Below are 17495 nucleotides of genomic sequence, written 5' to 3'. Positions count from 1 at the left end.
TCGCGGGTACGTCCCCGGCTCACCGGGCCGTGCCGCCCGGGCCCCGGTGGCCCAGGCGCTCGGACAGCCGGCTCGCGCCCTTCGCGGCCAGCTCCGCCAGTTCGTCCCGGCGCTCCGCGCTCCACCGGATCATCGGCACCGAGATGCTGAGCGCGGCGACCACCCGGCCCGCGGAGTCGTGCACCGGCGCCGCCACGCAGCTCACGTCCGGGTTGGACTCGCGCTCCTCGACGGCGATACCGCGCTCGCGGACGGCGGCGAGGTGGCGGCGCAACTCGTGTACGGAGGTGTGGCTGCGGTCGGTCATCGCGGCCAGCGGCCGGCTCTCCGGCAGCCGCGCCTCAAGGGCCGGCTCGGGCAGCGAGGCGAGGAGCATCTTGCCGACGGCGGTGCAGTGCGCGGGCAGCCGGCGGCCGGTGGCGGAGACCATCCGTACCGCGCGGGTGCTGTCGACCTTCGCGATGTAGATGACGTCCGTGTCCTCCAGGATCGCGATGTGCACGGTCTCGTCGCAGGTCTCGGCGACCTCGCGGGCGACCTCGCGGCCCTCGGCGGCGAGGTCGAGCTGCTCGCCGAAGGTGCTGCCGAGCTGGTACGTGCGCACGCCCAGCCGGTAGCGCCCCGGCTGGCCGGGGACGGCGGCGAGGTAGGAGCGGGCGGCCAGGGTGGTGACCAGCTCGTGCACGGTGGTCCTGGGCAGACCCAGCTTGCGGGTGATCTCGGGGGCGGAGAGCGTCGCGTCCCGGTCGAGGAAGAGCTCTAGGATGTCCAGAGCGCGCGTCACGGCCGGTACGAGTCGTCCCATCGTGCTCACCCACCCCATTGGCGGTCCGAAATCTCGACCGGTTATCGAAATGACGGACGCAGCGTAACCTCCGCCCCCGCGGCGGGCAATGGGGCCGGAGGAGAGGCCGGGTCAGAGATCGACGTGCATGCAGTGCAGGCCCACCAGGCCCTCGGCCGGGTGGCGGAAGGCGCGGGGCTGGGTGCCGGTGATGCGGAAGCCGAGGGACTCGTAGAGCTTCACGGCGTGGACGTTGGTCTCGGCGACCGCGTTGAACTCCATGGACAGAAAGCCGCGGGCGCGGGCCCAGCGCAGCGAGTCCTCGCACAGCGCACGGCCGACGCCGCGGGCGTGCCGGTCGGGGTCGACCATGTAGCTGGCGCTGGCGACGTGGTCGCCGGGGCCCGGCCGGTTGGCGTTCATCTTCGCCGAGCCCACGATCAGGCCCTCGTCGTCGATGGCGACGGTCGTCCGGTCCGGGGGCGACAGCAGCCACATCTCGCGGCCCTGCTCGGCGCTCATGTCCAGCGGGTACGTGTAGGTCTCGCCGGCGGCGACGATCCGGTGGAAGAAGGGCCAGATGGCGGGCCAGTCGTCGGCGGTGGCGTCCCTGATCATCATGGGCTCAGCATGCCGGGGCGGCACGGACGGCGCCACCGGTTTCTCCCGCGGGGGGCGCCGGGGCGTAGACTGGCTGCCCACTCGAATATCCGTACAAACAGTGCGAAAGTAGCGGCATGAGCGACCGGGGAGGCACGGCGACGCCGTCCTCGGCGGCCGGCGACTGGCCCGCGGACGCGGTTCTCAGCATGGAGCTGAACCACGTGGGCAGCTTCGACTGGGACCTCGACGGCGGGCGGATACACCTGGACGACGGGGCGCTGCGGGTCTTCGACCTGCGCCCGGAGGAGTTCGGGGGCGACCCGGAGACGCTCCGCTCCCGCGTCACCAAGGAGGAGGCCGCCCGGCTCGACACGCTGGTCTCCCAGTCCGTCACGCAGGGCCACCGCGGCTACAGCGCGTACCTGCGGGTACAGGTACGCGACGGTACGTCCCGCCTCACGCACACCCAGGGCACCATCGTGCGCGACGACGAGGGCAACGCCCACCGGATCGTCGGCATCGTCCGCGACGCCGCGCTGGAGCTGAACTACACCGCGCAGCAGTTCGCACTGGACCAGGAGCGGCGCCGGCAGACCGGCGTCGTGCAGCAGACGACGGCGGCGCTGGCGAACGCCAGCTCCGTGCACGACGTGATCGGCGTCCTCGGCGGCCCGGAGGGGCTGGGGCGGCTCGGCGCGGTGAACGTGGTCCTGGGGCTGGTGGACGCGGGGCGGCTCCACATCATCGCCATGGGTGAGGGCTCGGAGAAGCAGATCGCGGAGTGGGTCCGGGTCGACGACCCCGGGCTGCCGCTGAGCGAGGTGGTGCGTACGTGCCGGCCGCGGCTGGTGCTCTCCCGGGCGGAGTTCGCGGCGGCGTACCCGCGGCTCTACCCGTTCGCCGAGATCCTGGACATCGACTCCGCCGCGTATCTGCCGCTGATCGCCGAGGGGCGCGTCATCGGGGCGCTCGGGCTGTCCTACCGCGGCAAGCGCGCCTTCTCACCGGAGGAGCGCAACCTGCTGGTCGCGCTGAGCAGCGGCGTCGGGCAGAGCCTGCAGCGCGCCAAGCTGCACGACCGCGAGCACGGCCTCGCCGAGGAGCTGCAGCAGGCCATGCTGCCGCGCAGCATCCCCGAGGTGCCGGGCGCGGAGGTCGCCGTGCGCTACCGGGCGGCGCACGAGGGGCAGGGCATCGGCGGCGACTGGTACGACGTGATCGCGCTGCCCGGCGGCCGGGTCGGCGTCGTCATCGGCGACGTCCAGGGCCACGACACCAAGGCCGCCGCCGTGATGGGGCAACTGCGCATCGTGCTGCGGGCGTACGCGGGCGAGGGGCACACGCCGGCCACCGTGATGGCCCGGGCCTCGGAGTTCCTGCACGAGCTGGACACCGAGCGCTTCGCCACCTGTACGTACGCGGAGATCAACCTGGTCACCGGCGTCCTGCAACTGGTCCGCGCGGGGCACGTCGACCCGCTGGTACGGCACGCCGACGGCGGCTGCCGCTGGCTGTCCGTACCGGGCGGGCTGCCGCTCGGGCTCTCCGCGGCGTTCGGCTCGCTCGACTACCCCGTGACGACCATGACGCTCGACCCCGGCGACGCGCTGCTGATGTACACCGACGGCCTGGTGGAGATCCCCGGCGCCGACCTGGACGAGGGCCTGGCCCACCTCGCCGAGCTGGTCAGCACCGGGCCGCGCGACATCGGCGAGCTGACCGACCGGCTGTGCGACGTGGTGGACGAGCGGCAGAACGAGGACGACATGGCGCTGGTGATGCTGCGCCGCACCGCGGGCGGCACCGCGCTGCCCGGCGGCCGGCTGCGCCAGTACATCCCGCCCTCCGACCCCGACGCGCTCTCCGCCGCCCGGCACATGATCCGCAGCGCGGTGCGCTCCTGGGGCGCGGCCGAGCGCGCGGACGACATCGAACTGGTCGCCGACGAGCTGATCACCAACGCGCTGCTGCACACCGACGGCCCGGCGGTGGTGACGATCCGCCCGCTGAGCACGCCGGAGCGCAGGTTGCGCGTCGAGGTCGAGGACCGCTCCAGTGCGCTGCCCCACCGCCGGGAGCCGGGCGAAGCGGGCGTTTCGGGCCGCGGGCTGCTGCTGGTGGACCGGCTGGCGGACGTGTGGGGCGTGGAGCCGCGCGGCAACGAGAAGTGCGTGTGGGCCGAGTTCGGCTGACACCGCCGGCACGGGGCCGCACGGAGCGCGGACAGCGGCGCCGGCGCCGGCGCACGGCGCCGTAACGCGCCGCCGGTCGGTGACCACTTGTCACCTGGTCGACAATTTTCCGTCATCTGTGCGACATCGTTGCCCCGGCGTGTCCCAACCGTCACCCGGCGGAACCGTGGGCAGGGCGAAGCCCCCGCCGCGGTCTCCGCGGCGGGGGCACATGCCAGGTCAGCGGCCGTTGAAGCTGATGAGCGGGACGTTGGGCTGTTCCGGCGTGGCGTTCAGCGCGGCCACCAGGCCGAGGGCGGCGCCCACGGCGAGAACGGCAGCGGCGACGCTGGTCACCACGGCGGCTACCAGTCGGTTCTGCATGGACGCTGAGTGTGGGAGCAGCATTGACACCCTGTCAAGCACAGCTTTACGTTACCGACCCGTAGACCTTGCACCGCGGTGACAAAACCAGCGTCGTAAACCAGCCCCTGCCGGGAGTGCAGCATGAGCCGCCGTACCGCGTCACCCCTGTCCCTCATCTTGCTGGGGTTGGGCGTCTTCCTGCTCGTGCTCGCCCCCATGCTCGCGTTCTACGTCGAGCCGCGGGCGAAGCTGAACCCCGTCGACATCGAGTCGACGACCCGCTACGAGGGCAAGGGGACCTTCTACGACACCGAGGCGCGGAAGGAACGCGCCAACCAGGAGATCACCATCGTCCGGAAGGTGCTGGGCGACGTGGCCGCCAGCGACGACGACACCGCCGTCTGGGACGCCGCCACCGCCCTCGACACCCCGTTGACGAAGGAGATCGACGACCCCCGCCGCGCCTTCCAGTTCACCACCGAGCGCTGGGTCATGGACCGCGAGACCAACGCCCCGGAGCACTGCTGCGGCGAGGACACCGGCGTGGACGGCGGCCCGAACGGCCCGAAGTTCGCCGGCGACGCCTACCTGAAGTTCCCCTTCGACGTCGAGGAGCGCACCTACCGCTGGTGGGACAGCAGCGCCCAGGACACCGTGGCGCTGCAGTACGACGGCAAGAGGGAGATCCAGGGCTACACCGGGCTCGCCTTCACCGGCGAGGTAGAGCCCGTCAAGACCGGCACCCGGCAGGTGCCGGGCGTGATGGTCGGACTGCCCGACAAGGAGCAGGTCTTCGCCGACGAGTGGTACTCCAACGAGAAGATCGAGCTGGTCGCCGACGAGCGCACCGGCCGCATCATCTACGCCTCCATCGCCCCGAAGAAGACGCTGCGCCAGCCCGGCGGCGGCACCGACGAGGTCACGCTGCTGCAGAGCGACGGCATCGAGTTCACCGAGGAGACCCAGAAGGAGCAGGTCGACCTCGCCGACGAGGACAGCAGCCGGCTGAAACTGGTCGGCGAGACCCTGCCGGTCGTCGCCCTCGTGGCCGGTTTCGTCCTCGCCGGAGCCGGCGCCGTGCTGCTGGCCCGCGGCGGCCGGCGGGACGAGCCGGACCGCGACCGCGAGCCGGACGGCGTTCCGCCCCAGCCGGTCGCGGCCTGATGCCCCCCACCCCCCACCCCCGTGACGGGGACGCCGGTTTCCCCCGGCCGGCGTCCCCGTCGCTCCTTCCCCACGAATCCCCCGACCGATATGCCGCATCCCACGAACGGCCCTGAACCACCCGCCCGCACCCTGAGACGAGTTGGAGCACCGATGCCCCAGCACGTACCCCCGTCCCTGGACGCGGACGCGCTTCGGCGTACGCACCCGCACCCGGCCGGCAGCGCCGGCGTGCCCGCAGCCGCCGCCGCGCCCGCCAGACCGGGCGCGGCAGGCCGCGAAGCCGAAGCCCGCGGCGCCCACGGCCGCGGCACCGACGGCCACGCCGCCCGGCGGATCACCTTCCTGGCCCGCCGCGACCTCGGCAACCCCGCCGCCGGCGGCTCCGAACTGCTCGTGGACCGGCTCGCCGGCGGTCTGACCGACCACGGCCACCAGGTGACCCTGGTCTGCGGCGGCCCGGCCGCGTACCGGGACTACCGCGTCGTGTCCGCGGGCGGTGACGCCGGGCACTTCCTGCGCGCGCGCCGCGCGCTGTCCCGCCACGTCGGCGGCACCGACCTGCTGGTCGAGGTCTGCAACGGCATGCCCTACCTGGCGCCGCTGTGGCACCGCGGCCCGTCGCTCTGCCTGGTCAACCACGTCCACACCGAGCTGTGGGCGATGCGCTACCCCGGCCCCCTCGCCCGGCTCGGCCGCCGCCTGGAGCACTGGGCGCTGGCCGGCGCGCACCGCGGCAACCTCCTGGTCGCCGTCTCCTCCTCCACCGCCACCGCCCTGCGCAACATCGGCGTCGACCCCAAGCGGATACGGGTCGTCCACAACGGCGTCGAGGACCCGGGCCCGCTGCCGCCGAAGTCGCCCGAGCCGCTGTTCCTGGCGATGGGCCGGCTGGTGGAGTACAAGCGCATCGACCTGCTGCTGCGGCTGTGGGAGCGGGTGCGCCCGATCACCGGCGGCCGGCTGGTCATCGTCGGCACCGGCCCCGAGCGGGCCCGGCTGGAGGCCATGGCCGGTCCCGGCGTGACGTTCACCGGCCATGTCTCCGAGGGCGAGAAGCACCGCCTCCTCGCCTCCTCCTGGCTGCTGCTGCACCCCTCGCTGGTCGAGGGCTGGGGTCTGGTGGTGACCGAGGCGGCGGTGCGCGGCACCCCCGCGATCGGCTTCGACATACCCGGCCTGCGCGACTCCATCCGCGACGGCGACACCGGCATGCTCGCCCGCGGCGAGAGCGCGTTCGCCGCCCACTGGTGCGCGCTGGCGCTCAGCGAGGAGCGGCGCGCCGCCCTCGGCGCCGCGGCCCGGCAGCGCGCCGCCCGGCTGAGCTGGGAGGCGACGGTACGCGACTTCCGCACCGTCGCCGACGAGGCGCTCGCCCGCGCCGGGCAGCACGAGAAGCGGGAGGGCTGAGCGCAGTGCGGGACCCCTCCATCCGGCGGTCGGTCGCCCTCTTCCGCGCCTTCATGAAGGAGCAGGACGACCCCGCCCACGCCTACAGCCTGCTGGCGCGGGACGCGGCGGACCAGGTCGAGCGGATCACGCCGCTCAAGGGCCAGCTGGTCGTCGACGTCGGCGGCGGCGGGGGCTGGTTCACGGAGGAGTTCCGCAGCCGCGGCGCCGAGGCGTACCTCTTCGACTGCGACGCCGGTGAGATGGCGGCCGGCTCGGACGTGAGCACCGGTGCGGTCGTCGCCGACGGCTATCTGCTGCCGCTCGCCGACGGCGTCGCCGACATCGCGTTCTCCTCCAACGTGCTGGAGCACGTGGCCGACCCCCAGACCTTCCTCAGCGAGCTGATCCGGGTCACCAAGCCCGGCGGCCTGCTGTACGTGGCGTTCACCAACTGGCTCTCCCCCTGGGGCGGCCACGAGCAGGCGCCCTGGCACTACCTGGGCGCGGACCGCGCGCGCCGCCGCTACACGCGGCGCGCCGGACGCGACCCCAAACACACCCTGGGGGAGAACCTCTTCCCCATCCACATAGGCCCCACGCTCAAGGCGGTACGGGCCCGGGACGACGTCGAGATCGTCGCGGCCCGCTCCCGCTACTGGCCCTTCCTCGCCGAGGCCGTCGTCCGTGTCCCCGGCGTACGCGAGTTCGCCACCTGGAACCTTCTTCTCATACTCCGGCGGTGCCCATGACCTCCACCCTCCCCGCCCAGCCAGCCACGCCCGGCCGGCCCTACTCACCACCGCCCCCGGCGGGGCCGGAGGGGGCGCAGCCTCCCGGAAGCCGGCGCGGCTGGCGCTGGCCGCTCGCCTTCTGGGCGTTCGCGTTCGTCGCCTGGCTCATCCCCTCCGCGGGCAAGACGACGTTCGAGACGAAGCTCGGCGTGGCGGTCGACCCCTGGAAGTTCGCCGGTGACCTGGGCGAGCTGTGGCACGACCAGAACGGCTTCGGCGGCATCCACGACCAGTTCTTCGGCTACGCGTTCCCGATGCTGCCGTACTACATGCTCACCGACCTGGTGCAGATGCCGACGTGGCTGGCCGAGCGGCTGTGGCTGTCGCTCGTGGTCACGGCCGCGTTCTGGGGCGCGCTGAAGCTGGCCGACCGGCTGGGCTTCGGCACCTCCGGCACCCGGGTGCTGGGCGCCGCCGCGTACGCGCTGTGGCCCGTGTTCACCGTCATCGTCGGCTCCACCTCCGCCGGCGCGCTGCCCGGCGCGGTGCTGCCCTGGGTGCTGCTGCCGCTGCTCGACGAGCGGCTGACCCCGCGGGTCGCCGCCGCCCGCTCGGCGCTGGTCGTCCCGTTCATGGGCGGCGTCAACGCGGCCTCCACGCTGGCCGCGCTGCTGCCCGCGCTGCTGTACGTGTGCACCCGCACCGGCCCGCGCCGCACGAAGCTGCTGGCGTGGTGGCTGCCCGGGGTGCTGCTTGCGTGCCTGTGGTGGATCGTGCCGCTGCTGCTCCTCGGCGCCTACGGCGAGAACTTCCTGCCGTTCATCGAGACCGCGCACAACACCACGACCACCATGTCGGCGACCGAGGTGCTGCGCGGCACCGGCAACTGGGTGGCGTACCTGAACTTCGGCGAGGAATGGCTGCCCGGCGGCTGGACCGTCGCCACCGGCTGGCTGCCGATCATCTCCTCCGCGCTCGCCGCCGGCCTGGGCCTGGCGGGCCTGGCCCGCCGGGACGTGCCGGAGCGGCGCTGGCTGGTGCTGACCGTGATGACCGTCGCGCTGGTGACGATGGCCGGCTACGGCGGCGCGCTGGGCGCGCCGTTCTCCGACGGCGTGCAGGACGCGCTGGACGGCTGGCTGAGCCCGTTCCGCAACATCTACAAGTTCCAGCCCGGCCTGGCCCTTGCGCTCGCGCTGGGCCTCGCGCACTTCGTCGCGGTCGCCGCCGAGCACCACGGCTCCCGCGCCACGCCGCGGCGCAGCGCGTGGGTGCCGGCGATCGCCACCCTCGTGGTGCTGCCGGGTCTGGTGCTGCCGTACGCCAACGGCGACGTGCTCCAGCCGGGCGCGTTCGACAAGCTGCCCAAGCACTGGGAGCAGACGGCTGACTGGCTGGAAGAGTACTCCCCCGACAGCCGGGCCCTGGTGGTACCGGCGACCGCGCACGGCACGTACGAGTGGGGCAAGCCGATCGACCAGCCGCTGGACGTGCTCGCCGAGTCCCGCTGGGCGCAGCGCGACTACGTGCCGTTCGGCACGGCGGGTTCGCGGCGCGCGATGGACGCCGTCGACCAGGCGCTGATGACCGGCGGCGAAGTGCCGGGCCTCCAGGCGTTCCTGGCCCGCGCCGGCCTCCACTACGTCGTCGTACGCAACGACCTCGACCCCGACCAGGTCGGCTACGTCCCGCCGACCACCGTGAAGCAGACGCTGGAGTCCTCCGGCTACGAGAAGGTCGCCGAGTTCGGCCCCGAGCTGACCGGCGGGCGCATCCCCGAAGGCACGCCGCTGCAGATCGAGGGGCTGTACTCGCGCCAGCGGGCGGTGGAGATCTTCCAGCCGGCCGACGGCGAGGACCTGCGCCCCGGCCCGGCCGGCGCGCTCAACGCCGCCGACACCGCCGTCCTCAGCGGCGGCCCGGAGTCGCTGCTGCAACTGTCCGCCGACGCCGACTGGCAGGGCCGGCCCGCGGTGCTCGCGGGCGACGCCCACCCGGGCGTCGACGAGCCGGCGGTCAAGGTGCAGGCGGACGGGCTGCGCCGGGCGGACACCCGGTTCGGCGTGGTCAACAACAACACCTCGTACACCTACACCGAGGACGAGAAGAACCCGTCGGAGAGCCTGCAGGACGCCGGTGACGAGCCGCGGATGATCGTGCCGGAGAAGGGCGTCGAGCACCAGACGACCGCCGTCCTCGACGGCGCCGCCTCGGTGACCGCCTCCACCAGCGGCAACTGGATGTTCCACCTGCCGCAGTTCGACCCCGTGGGCGCCTTCGACGGCGTGCCGCAGACCGGCTGGGCCGAGGGCAACCCGGACACCTCCGAGGGCGAGTGGCTGCAGATCGACTTCACCGAGCCCACGAACCTGGAGGGCACCCTGGACCTGACGCCGCTGCCCGGCGCCGGCATCCGCCCCGAGCCCGTCGAGGTCGAGGTGGAGACCGCGCGCGGCAGCGAGGTCAGCACGCTGCAGAGCGGCGCCGGGACGCAGACCGTCAAGTCCCCCTCGGGGCAGGCGGAGTGGCTGCGGATCACCATCCGCAAGACAGAGGGCACCCGCACCGGCTTCGCCGGCGCCGGCTTCGCCGAGGTCGAGATCCCCGGTGTCTCGCAGGTCAGCCGCCAGCTCCAACTGCCCGCGGACGCCAAGCAGGTCGCGGCCGACGCGGAGCAGATCTCCCTGCACCGCGGCAGCGACCTCGGCGGCCTCAACCCGGCCGCGGCCGAGACCGGCCTCCAGCGGCGCTTCGAGTCCGGCGCCGGCGAGTACACGGTGACCGGCAGCGCGCTGCCCGTACAGGGCCGGGAACTCGACCTGCTGCTGGACGAGCTGGGCGCGGCCGACGAGGACAAGATCAACGTCACCGCGGGCTCGACGCTGCCGCTGAGCCCGCAGCTCAGCCCCCGCAACCTGGCCGACACGGACCTGACCACGGCCTGGATCGCGGGCGAGGATCAGTCGCTCACGCTGACCTGGCCGGAGGCGACGGAGATCAGCGAGTTCGTGCTCGCGCCCGCCGGCGGCCTGTCGGCGCGGCCGACCGAGGTCGAGGTGAGCACCCCCACCGGGGCGCAGACCGTCGGCGTGGACGCCAACGGCTGGGTGCGGATCCCGCCGGTGACGACCGACCGGCTCGACATCAAGGTCACCGAGACCGAGACGCTGGCGGTGCACAACCCGTTCGCGGACCGCGACGTGCAACTGCCCGTGGGCCTCACCGAGGTCTACGTCCCCGCGCTCGGCGAGGACGCGCAGAAGGACCTGCGCACCGAGCCGGTCGACAAGGACGAGCCGTTCGAGCTGGAGTGCGGCCAGGGCCCGATGGTGTCCGTGGACGGCCAGCTCCTGGGCACCCGTGCCGAAGGCACCCTGGGCGACCTCGTCGACCGCCGGCCCGTCAGCATCGAGCTGTGCCCGGACGACGGCGAGACCGCAGGACCGGTGCAGTTGGACGCCGGCCGGCACGCCGTCGCCGCCGGTGACGGCGAGGCGCTGGCGGTCACCGACCTGACGCTGACCCGCGGCGAGCCCGTCGCGGCGGCCGAGGGCCGCGAGGTGGAGGCCACCGACTGGGCGGGCGACGAGCGCTCCGTCACCGTCGGCGAGGGCCAGGACGCCTACCTCACGACGTACGAGAACTACAACGACGGCTGGAAGGCCACGCTCGACGGCAAGGAGCTGGAGTCGGTGCGGCTCGACGGCTGGCAGCAGGGCTTCCTGGTGCCGGCGGACCTGGCCGGCGAGGTGAAGCTGGAGTACAAGCCTTCGACCTGGTACGACGCCGGGATCTTCGCCGGCGTCGCCGCGATCCTGGCGCTGCTGGGGCTGGCGTTCGTCCGCGCCGGGCGGCGCGAGGTGGTCGCCGCGGAGCCGGCGCCGCCGGCGCCGGGCTGGGTGCTGGGCGCGCTGGTGCTCACCGCCGTGGTCGCCGTGGTGGCCGGGCCGTACGCGCTGATCGTGCCGGCGCTGGCGGTGCTGGCGCGGACCCGGGCCGGGCTGCTCGCGCCGCTGGCGCTGGTGGCGATGGCCGGCGCGGGTGTTGCGGCGCTGACCGGTGCGGGCGAGGCTGTGCGCATGGACGAGGGGGCCTTCAGCGGGGTCGCGCAGGCGCTCGCCGTGCTGGCGCTGGCCGCGGCGCTGGTCACCGCGGAGCGGCCGGAGCCGGCCGGGGAGGAGCCCGGGTACGGCCCGGACATCGACCCGGAGGCGGAGACAGCCGCCTTCCCGGCGTACGGCGCAGGGCCCGCGGGTGCGGGTGCTGCTGGTGCCGCGGGCGGGCCGCCGGCCGGCCCCGGCGGGCCGCCCGGACGTACGGCCGTCGCCGGCCCGGAGCACCCGGCGCCCGCGGCGGAGCCGGACCGGCCGACGCAGCGGTTCTGGCGCCGCAGGTCCCCGGGCGCACCCGCCGCCGCGGAGTCGGCCAGTGAGCAGACCCCGCCGCTGGGCACCGCCCACGGGGAGCCGCGCGACGCCTTCGTCCCCAAGCCGCCGATCCCGCTCAGCGGTACGGCGGAGGCGGAGGACCCGGCGGACGGCGTACAGGACACCCCGCCCGCGGACGCACCCCCCGCCGACACCCCGCCGGACGACGGCACGCCCGCCGACCGGCGGGAGGAGAAGGGCAAGTGAGTGACGGTGGGCGTCCCGCAGCGCGGGGCGCCCACCGCGGAGGAGAGGCGCAGATGACGGTGACGCAGCCCGCCAGGACCGCCCCGGCGGCGCCGGGACGGGTCCCGTTCCCCACGGTGGACGAGGTCTCGCTGCACTGCACGGATCCGGCGGAGCCGGAGACCGTGCACGTCGAGCTCCACTTCCCCGGGCGGTTCGAGCCCGAGCGGCTGCGCACCGCGCTCGCCGAGGCCGCGCGGCGGCACCCGCGGTTCCAGCAGCGCAAGGCCGCCAGCCGCTGGTGGCACCGGCGTTACCAGTGGCAGGTGACCGAGGAGCCCGACGTCGACCCGGTCAGCTTCCTGGCCGCAGGTCCCGGCGTGCTTCAGGCGGCGCGCGAGCGGACCTTGACCGACTGCCCGCCGCTGGACGCCGCGCCGCCGGTGCGCATCGAGGCCGTCGAGACCGAGGACGGCGGCACGGTGCTGATGACCACCGTCAACCACACCGCCATGGACGGCCCTTCGTGGCTGCGGGTGCTCGCCACGGCGGCGGAGGTGTACGCGGGCGGCGCACCGCAGACCGCGGCCCCGTCCGGCGGTACGGGCTCGGGCGGTACGGGCTCGGGCGGTACGGGCTCGGGCGGTACGGGCTCGGGCGCTACGGGCGCACGCGGCAAGGACCCGGGCAGCAAGGACTCAGGCGCTACGGGCGCGAAGGCCGCCCCCGCGGCGCCCCCGGCCCCGCCCGCCGCCGCCCGCTCAGGACCCACCCGCCCCGCGCGCCTCGCCAGCGACACGTCGTCCACTGCGTCTTCTGAGGCTCCCGGCACCGCCAACGGCCTGCACCTCCTCGACCTGCCCGCACCCCGCCGCACCTCCTTCGGCGCCACCGTCAACGACCAGCTCCTCGTCGCCACCTGCCTGACGGCCGCCCGCTGGAACCGGGCGCACGGGGCCCGCAGCGCCCCGGTGCGCCTGACGATGCCCGTCGACAGCCGCACCCGGGAGTCGGCGGACATGATGATCGGCAACGGCACCCGGCTGACGGAGGTCGGCTTCGGCCCCGAGGAGCTGGCCGACGCGGAGGCGCTGACCGGCGGCGAGGCGCCGGACCGGGCGGCGGTGGAGCGGCTGCTGCGCGCCACCATGGCCCGTACGCAGGCACTGAAGTCCGTACCGAGCCGCCCGCTGGGACTCTACGGCGTGCTGCTCACCGCGCCGGTGCTGCCGGTGGGCGTACGCGGCGTGCTGGCGCGTACGCTGCGCCGCGCCGCCGCGCCGCTGATGTCGACCACCCTGCTGTCCAACATCGGCCGCATCGTCTACCCGCTGGACTTCGGCGCCGCCGGCCGCCCCACCGCGGTGTGGTTCTCCGCCCCCGCCCGGATGCCGCGCGGCCTCGCGATCACCGCCGCGTCCACCGCCGGCCGGCTGCACCTGGCCATCCGCTACTCCCGCGCCCTCCTCGACCACGCCGCCGCCGTCCGCATCGGCGAGCTGATGCAGCAAGGTCTCGCGGCCTGTGCGGAGGACCCGGCGTGAGCCGGGCCGAAGCCCCCGCCTCGCTGCGGGAGTTCTACGAGAACCCCGCCGTGCCCGTCGCCTCCGGCGACGCCCGCAGCCGGCGGCAGGCGCGGATGCTGGCGGACGCCCTGGGCCCGTTCCGTACCGGACAGGCGCCCGCGGTCGTCGTGGACGTCGGGTGCGGCGACGGCTCCGCCGCGGCCGTGGCCGCCGGGGTGCTCGACGGGCGCCGCCCCGGCGGGCAGCGCGTCGTCGCCGTCGACTGGTCGCACGACGCGCTGCGCCGCGCCCGGTCCCGTACCCGCGAAGCCGCCCCCGGCACGCCGGTCCACGTCGTACGCGGCGGGCTGCCCGACGGCGGTGCCGGCGGCGAACGGCAGCCCGCGGGGCTGCCGCTCGCGGCCGGCAGCGCGGACGCCGTGCTGTTCAGCGAGGTCGTGGAGCACTTGGTCGACCCGGACGCCGCGCTCGACGAGCTGCGCCGCGTGCTGCGGCCCGGCGGCCACCTGCTGCTGTCCACCCCCAACCTCGCCGCCTGGTACAACCGCGTGCTCCTGCTGGCCGGCGTGCAGCCGGTGTTCTCCGAGGTGAGCCTGCGCGGCATCCACGGCCGCCCCGGCAGCCAGGTCGTCGGGCACCTGCGGCTGTACACGGCCCGTGCACTGCGGGAGTTCCTGGCGGCCTCCGGCTTTACGGTGGAGAAGGTGGCCGGCGCGCCGTACCACGACGTGCCCCGGCCCATGCGGCCGTTCGACCGCCTCGCGTGCCGGGCGCCGTCGCTTGCCTCGATCCTGCTCGTCCACGCCAGGCGGGAGTAGCCGATGTGGTGGGGGGTTGCCGCGGCCCTGCTGGCGAACGTCTTCATCAGCTGCGGCTTCGTGCTGGAGAAGCGGGCGCTGTCGGCGCTGCCCGAGCTGAACGTGAAGCGGCCGGGCCGCATGGTGCGGATGCTGGTGTCCAGCCCGCTGTGGCTGGTGGGCTGCCTCAGCCTGGGGCTCGGCTTCGCCGCCCAGTTGGTCTGCTACCGCACGCTGCCGCTGGCCGCCGCGCAGGGCATCCTCGTCTCCGGTCTGGTGCTGCTGGTGCTGCTGTCGTCGCGGTTCCTCGGCGAGCGGCTGAGCACCCGGGAGCTGGCGGGGGTGGGCGCGATCCTGCTCTCGCTGGGGATGATCGTGCTGTCCCTGGACAGCGAGGCCGACACGGTCAGCACGTCGGCGCCGGCCGCGCGGTTCCTGCTGGTCGCGCTGCCGTCGCTGGCCGCCGGGCTGTGGCTGTACCTGGCGGCGGAGCTGCGGTCCAAGCGGCGGCACCGGATCCCGACCACGGGCATCGCCTACGGGGTCGGGGTGGGTTTCCTGTACGGGGTCAGCTCGCTGACGATCAAGGGCGTCTCGGGTCTGGTCGCGGGCTCGGACCTGCTCGGCACCGCGGGGGACCTGCTGGCGTCCCCGTACCCGTACACGCTGCTGTTCACCGGGGCGGCGGGGCTGGTGATGTCGCAGGCGGCGCTCCAGCGCTGCCGGGCCTCGCTGATCGTGCCGGTGTGCACGACGGCCAACTGCCTGCACGCCGTCGCCGCGGGCACGTTCGTCTTCGGCGAGCCGCTGCCGGACGACGTGCCGCGGCTGCTGCTGCGGCTGGGCGGGATCGCGATGGCGGTGTCGGTGCTGCTGACGCTGCCGCGGCACGACGACCCGGCGCCGGACCAGACGCCCGGCGGGGAGCCGGCTTCCGGGCCTGTACGCGGTGAAGTGCCCGGCGCGCCGCACGAGTCCGCGGCAGAGCCCCAGCAGCCCCAGCAGCCTCAGCAAGACCAGCAAGACCAGCAAGACCAGCCACCCGGGCGGCGCCCCGCCGCCCTGCCGCCCGCCCCCGTACCGACGCCCGACCGTGGAGGACCCGCCCCGTGAACCCCGAAGACCCGCTGCTGAAGATACTGGTCTGCCCGCTCGACAAGGGCCCGCTGACCCTCCTGGACTCCGGCGACGCGCTCTACAACCCCCGGCTGCGGCGCCGCTATCCCGTGCTCGACGGGATCCCGCAGCTACTGCCGTCCTCCGGCGAGGAGGTCTCGGACGAGGAGCACGAGCGGATCACGGGCGGCCTGCAGCCTCAGCCGTGAAGCCCCGGCCCGGCCGGCGTCTCACGCAGGCGCACGCCCTTGTCCCGCAGCCACGGCTCCGGGTCGATCGCCGAGCCGAACTGCGCGGTCACCCGTACCTCGAAGTGCAGGTGCGGGCCGGTGGAGTTGCCGGTGGTGCCGGCGCGGCCGAGGGGCTGGCCGGGGAAGACGCGCTCGCCGGGCCGCACGCGCACCTGTGAAAGGTGGGCGTAGAAGGTGAAGTAGCCGTCGTCGTGCCGGACGGTGACGGAGTTGCCGAAGGCGTCGTCGCAGCCGATCTCGTACACCGCGCCGTAGCCGACGCTGCCCACGGGCCTGCCCTCGTCGACGGCGAAGTCCAGGCCCGTGTGCCGGGACGACCACATGCCGCCGGCCTGGTCGAAGCGCGAGGAGAGGGTGTAGCGGCCCACCGGCGCCGTCCAGGCGCGGCCGGCCAGTGCCTTGCCGTCCGTGCTGAGCGTCACGGCCCGGGGCTGCTCGGCGCGCGGGCAGCCGGAGCTGCGCGAGCGGGCGTCCTGGGCGCTCTGCAGTTGCGCCAGCCGCCCCTGGGCGCGCTCCAGTTTGCTCTCGATGAGCCGCTTCACCCGCGCCTGGGTGCGCAGTTCCGCGCGCAGGTCGGCGAGCGCGACGGCCCGGCGCCTGCGTTCGGCCGCGAGCCGCCGCTCGGCCTGCCGGGCGCGGTGGTAGAGGCCGGCGGCGGCCTGCTCGCCCTGGTCGAGCAGGAAGAACGTCTCGAGCAGGTCCTCGGGGGTGCGCGAGGTGAGCAGCGCGGCGGTGGGGCCGAGGCCGCCGGACTGGTACTGGCGGGCGGCGAGCTGCCCGATCCGGCCGCGCAGGACGACGAGCGTGCGGTGCTTGGCACGTACGGCCCGCTGGAGCTTGGCGATCTTCGTGCGCTGTGCGGCGGACGCCCGGCGGGCGGCCTCGTAGCGCTCGGTCGCCGCGGCGGCGTCGCGGAAGAGCCGGTCGACGGTGCCGCGCACCGCTCGTGCCCCGGCCTTGCCGTCCGTGCCCGGGTCGGGGCGGACGCCGGCGTGCGGAGCGCCGCCGGCGGGGACGGCGAGGGCGACGCACAGGGCCGTAGCCGCTCCGGTTTGTGTGATAATTCGTCGCATCGGTCGAAATTACCGGCAAATGCGCGCGCCGTGCTGAAGGAAACGCGGGGTGTCGGTGTATATCGCCCGACCGGCGCAGCCGTTCCCGCCCCCGCGCTCCCCCGGCCGCGGGACACCGCACCCCGCCGGCCGGACGCGCCGGCGGGGCGGGGTGCGGTGTGCGGGCAGCATACGGCCGCCCGCGCCGTGGGCCGGGACCTACTTCACGGATCCGGCTGTCAGGCCGGAGACGACGTGTCGTTCGATGAAGGCGAAGAGCACGACGACGGGGATGATGGCGACGACGGAGGCTGCGAAGAGGTAGTTCCATTCGACGGTGTAGTTGCCGATGAAGTTGTTGATGCCGACGGTCAGGGGCTGTTTCTCCGGTTCGGTCATNAGNGTCAGGCCCATNACGAATTCGTTCCAGGTNGCGATGAACGTGAAGATGAGCGCCGTGACCACGCCGGGCATGGCCAGCGGCAGCGTCACCCGGAACAGTGCGCCGATGCGGCTGGTGCCGTCGACCATCGCTGCTTCTTCCAGCTCTGCGGGGATGGAGGAGATGTAGGCGGTGAGGATCCAGACGGCGAAGGCGAGGTTGAAGGCGCCGTTGGCCAGGATCAGCGTCCAGGTGGAGTTGAGCATGTCGAGCTGGTGGAACTCGCGGTAGAGGCCGATGAGCAGTGCGGTGGGCTGGAACATCTGGGTGATCAGGACCAGCAGCAGGAACGCTTTGCGGCCGCGGTAGCGCACGCGNGCNGTGTAGTANGCGGCGGGCAGTGACACCAGCAGCACGAGCAGTGTGGCGCCGCCCGCGATCAGCAGGGTGACCTGGAGGTTGTCGCCGAGCGTGGACTCCTTCCAGACCTCGGTGAAGTTCTTGAACTCGAACGAGGTGGGCAGGTAGGTGCGGTCGCGCAGCTCGT

General features: G+C 74.0%; 14 protein-coding genes. 9 read left to right on the top strand and 5 right to left on the bottom strand.

All coding sequences use genetic code 11. From position 1 onward, the window contains the following. Nucleotides 1-19 precede the first annotated feature (19 nt). Nucleotides 20-805, bottom strand: coding sequence for an IclR family transcriptional regulator (locus B124_RS32170; protein ID WP_496506543.1), 786 nt, complete (start codon nt 803-805; stop codon nt 20-22). A gap of 111 nt (nt 806-916) precedes the next feature. Continuing rightward, nucleotides 917-1405 (bottom strand): GNAT family N-acetyltransferase, encoded by a 489-nt coding sequence (locus B124_RS32165; RefSeq protein WP_496506542.1) that lies wholly within the window; start codon nt 1403-1405, stop codon nt 917-919. Nucleotides 1406-1521: 116 nt separating this feature from the next. Between B124_RS32165 and B124_RS32160 the strand changes: the two genes are divergently transcribed. After that, complete coding sequence (locus tag B124_RS32160) at nt 1522-3579, top strand: SpoIIE family protein phosphatase (RefSeq protein ID WP_496506541.1); 2058 nt, start codon at nt 1522-1524, stop codon at nt 3577-3579. A gap of 219 nt (nt 3580-3798) precedes the next feature. On the opposite strand, the gene B124_RS32155 is transcribed toward B124_RS32160, so the two are convergent. After that, complete coding sequence (locus tag B124_RS32155; RefSeq protein ID WP_496506540.1) at nt 3799-3942, bottom strand: hypothetical protein; 144 nt, start codon at nt 3940-3942, stop codon at nt 3799-3801. Nucleotides 3943-4065: 123 nt separating this feature from the next. Between B124_RS32155 and pgfA the strand changes: the two genes are divergently transcribed. The 8 genes from pgfA (at nt 4066) to B124_RS32115 (ending at nt 15472) form a co-directional block, all read left to right on the top strand. After that, a complete protein-coding gene (pgfA, locus tag B124_RS32150; RefSeq protein ID WP_496506539.1) occupies nt 4066-5088 on the top strand; it encodes a cell envelope lipid trafficking protein PgfA in 1023 nt (340 codons plus the stop codon). 153 nt (nt 5089-5241) lie between these two features. Then, a complete protein-coding gene (locus tag B124_RS32145; protein WP_496506538.1) occupies nt 5242-6498 on the top strand; it encodes a glycosyltransferase family 4 protein in 1257 nt (418 codons plus the stop codon). Between the two features lie 5 nt (nt 6499-6503). Then, a complete protein-coding gene (locus tag B124_RS32140; RefSeq protein ID WP_496506537.1) occupies nt 6504-7229 on the top strand; it encodes a class I SAM-dependent methyltransferase in 726 nt (241 codons plus the stop codon). Beyond that, nucleotides 7226-11845: an alpha-(1->3)-arabinofuranosyltransferase domain-containing protein gene (locus B124_RS32135; RefSeq protein ID WP_496506565.1), complete on the top strand. Its 4620-nt coding sequence runs from the start codon at nt 7226-7228 to the stop codon at nt 11843-11845. The genes B124_RS32140 and B124_RS32135 overlap by 4 nt, the downstream gene beginning before the upstream one ends. Before the next feature lie 53 nt (nt 11846-11898). After that, entirely contained in the window at nt 11899-13368 is a 1470-nt protein-coding gene (locus tag B124_RS32130; RefSeq protein WP_496506536.1) for a condensation protein, read from the top strand. Then, the gene (locus B124_RS32125; protein WP_496506564.1) at nt 13347-14168 is read left to right on the top strand and encodes a class I SAM-dependent methyltransferase; all 822 of its coding nucleotides are present in this window, start codon (nt 13347-13349) and stop codon (nt 14166-14168) included. The genes B124_RS32130 and B124_RS32125 overlap by 22 nt, the downstream gene beginning before the upstream one ends. A gap of 3 nt (nt 14169-14171) precedes the next feature. Next, complete coding sequence (locus B124_RS32120; RefSeq protein WP_496506535.1) at nt 14172-15260, top strand: DMT family transporter; 1089 nt, start codon at nt 14172-14174, stop codon at nt 15258-15260. Then, nucleotides 15257-15472 (top strand): Trm112 family protein, encoded by a 216-nt coding sequence (locus B124_RS32115; RefSeq protein WP_496506534.1) that lies wholly within the window; start codon nt 15257-15259, stop codon nt 15470-15472. Before B124_RS32120 ends, B124_RS32115 begins: the two co-directional genes overlap by 4 nt. Here the strand turns inward: B124_RS32115 and B124_RS32110 are convergent. Both B124_RS32110 and B124_RS32105 read right to left on the bottom strand, forming a co-directional pair. Then, nucleotides 15463-16587 carry a murein hydrolase activator EnvC family protein gene (locus B124_RS32110; RefSeq protein WP_496506533.1) on the bottom strand — a complete coding sequence of 375 codons (1125 nt, stop codon included), beginning with the start codon at nt 16585-16587 and terminating at the stop codon, nt 15463-15465. The genes B124_RS32115 and B124_RS32110 overlap by 10 nt on opposite strands. 198 nt (nt 16588-16785) lie before the next feature. Beyond that, a partial coding sequence (locus B124_RS32105; RefSeq protein ID WP_496506532.1) for a carbohydrate ABC transporter permease occupies nt 16786-17495 on the bottom strand: 710 nt, incomplete at its 5' end.

The organism is Streptomyces sp. CNP082 (assembly GCF_059570535.1).
Note: the sequence above shows the minus strand (reverse complement) of the source record. Positions and strands in the feature narration are given on the sequence as shown.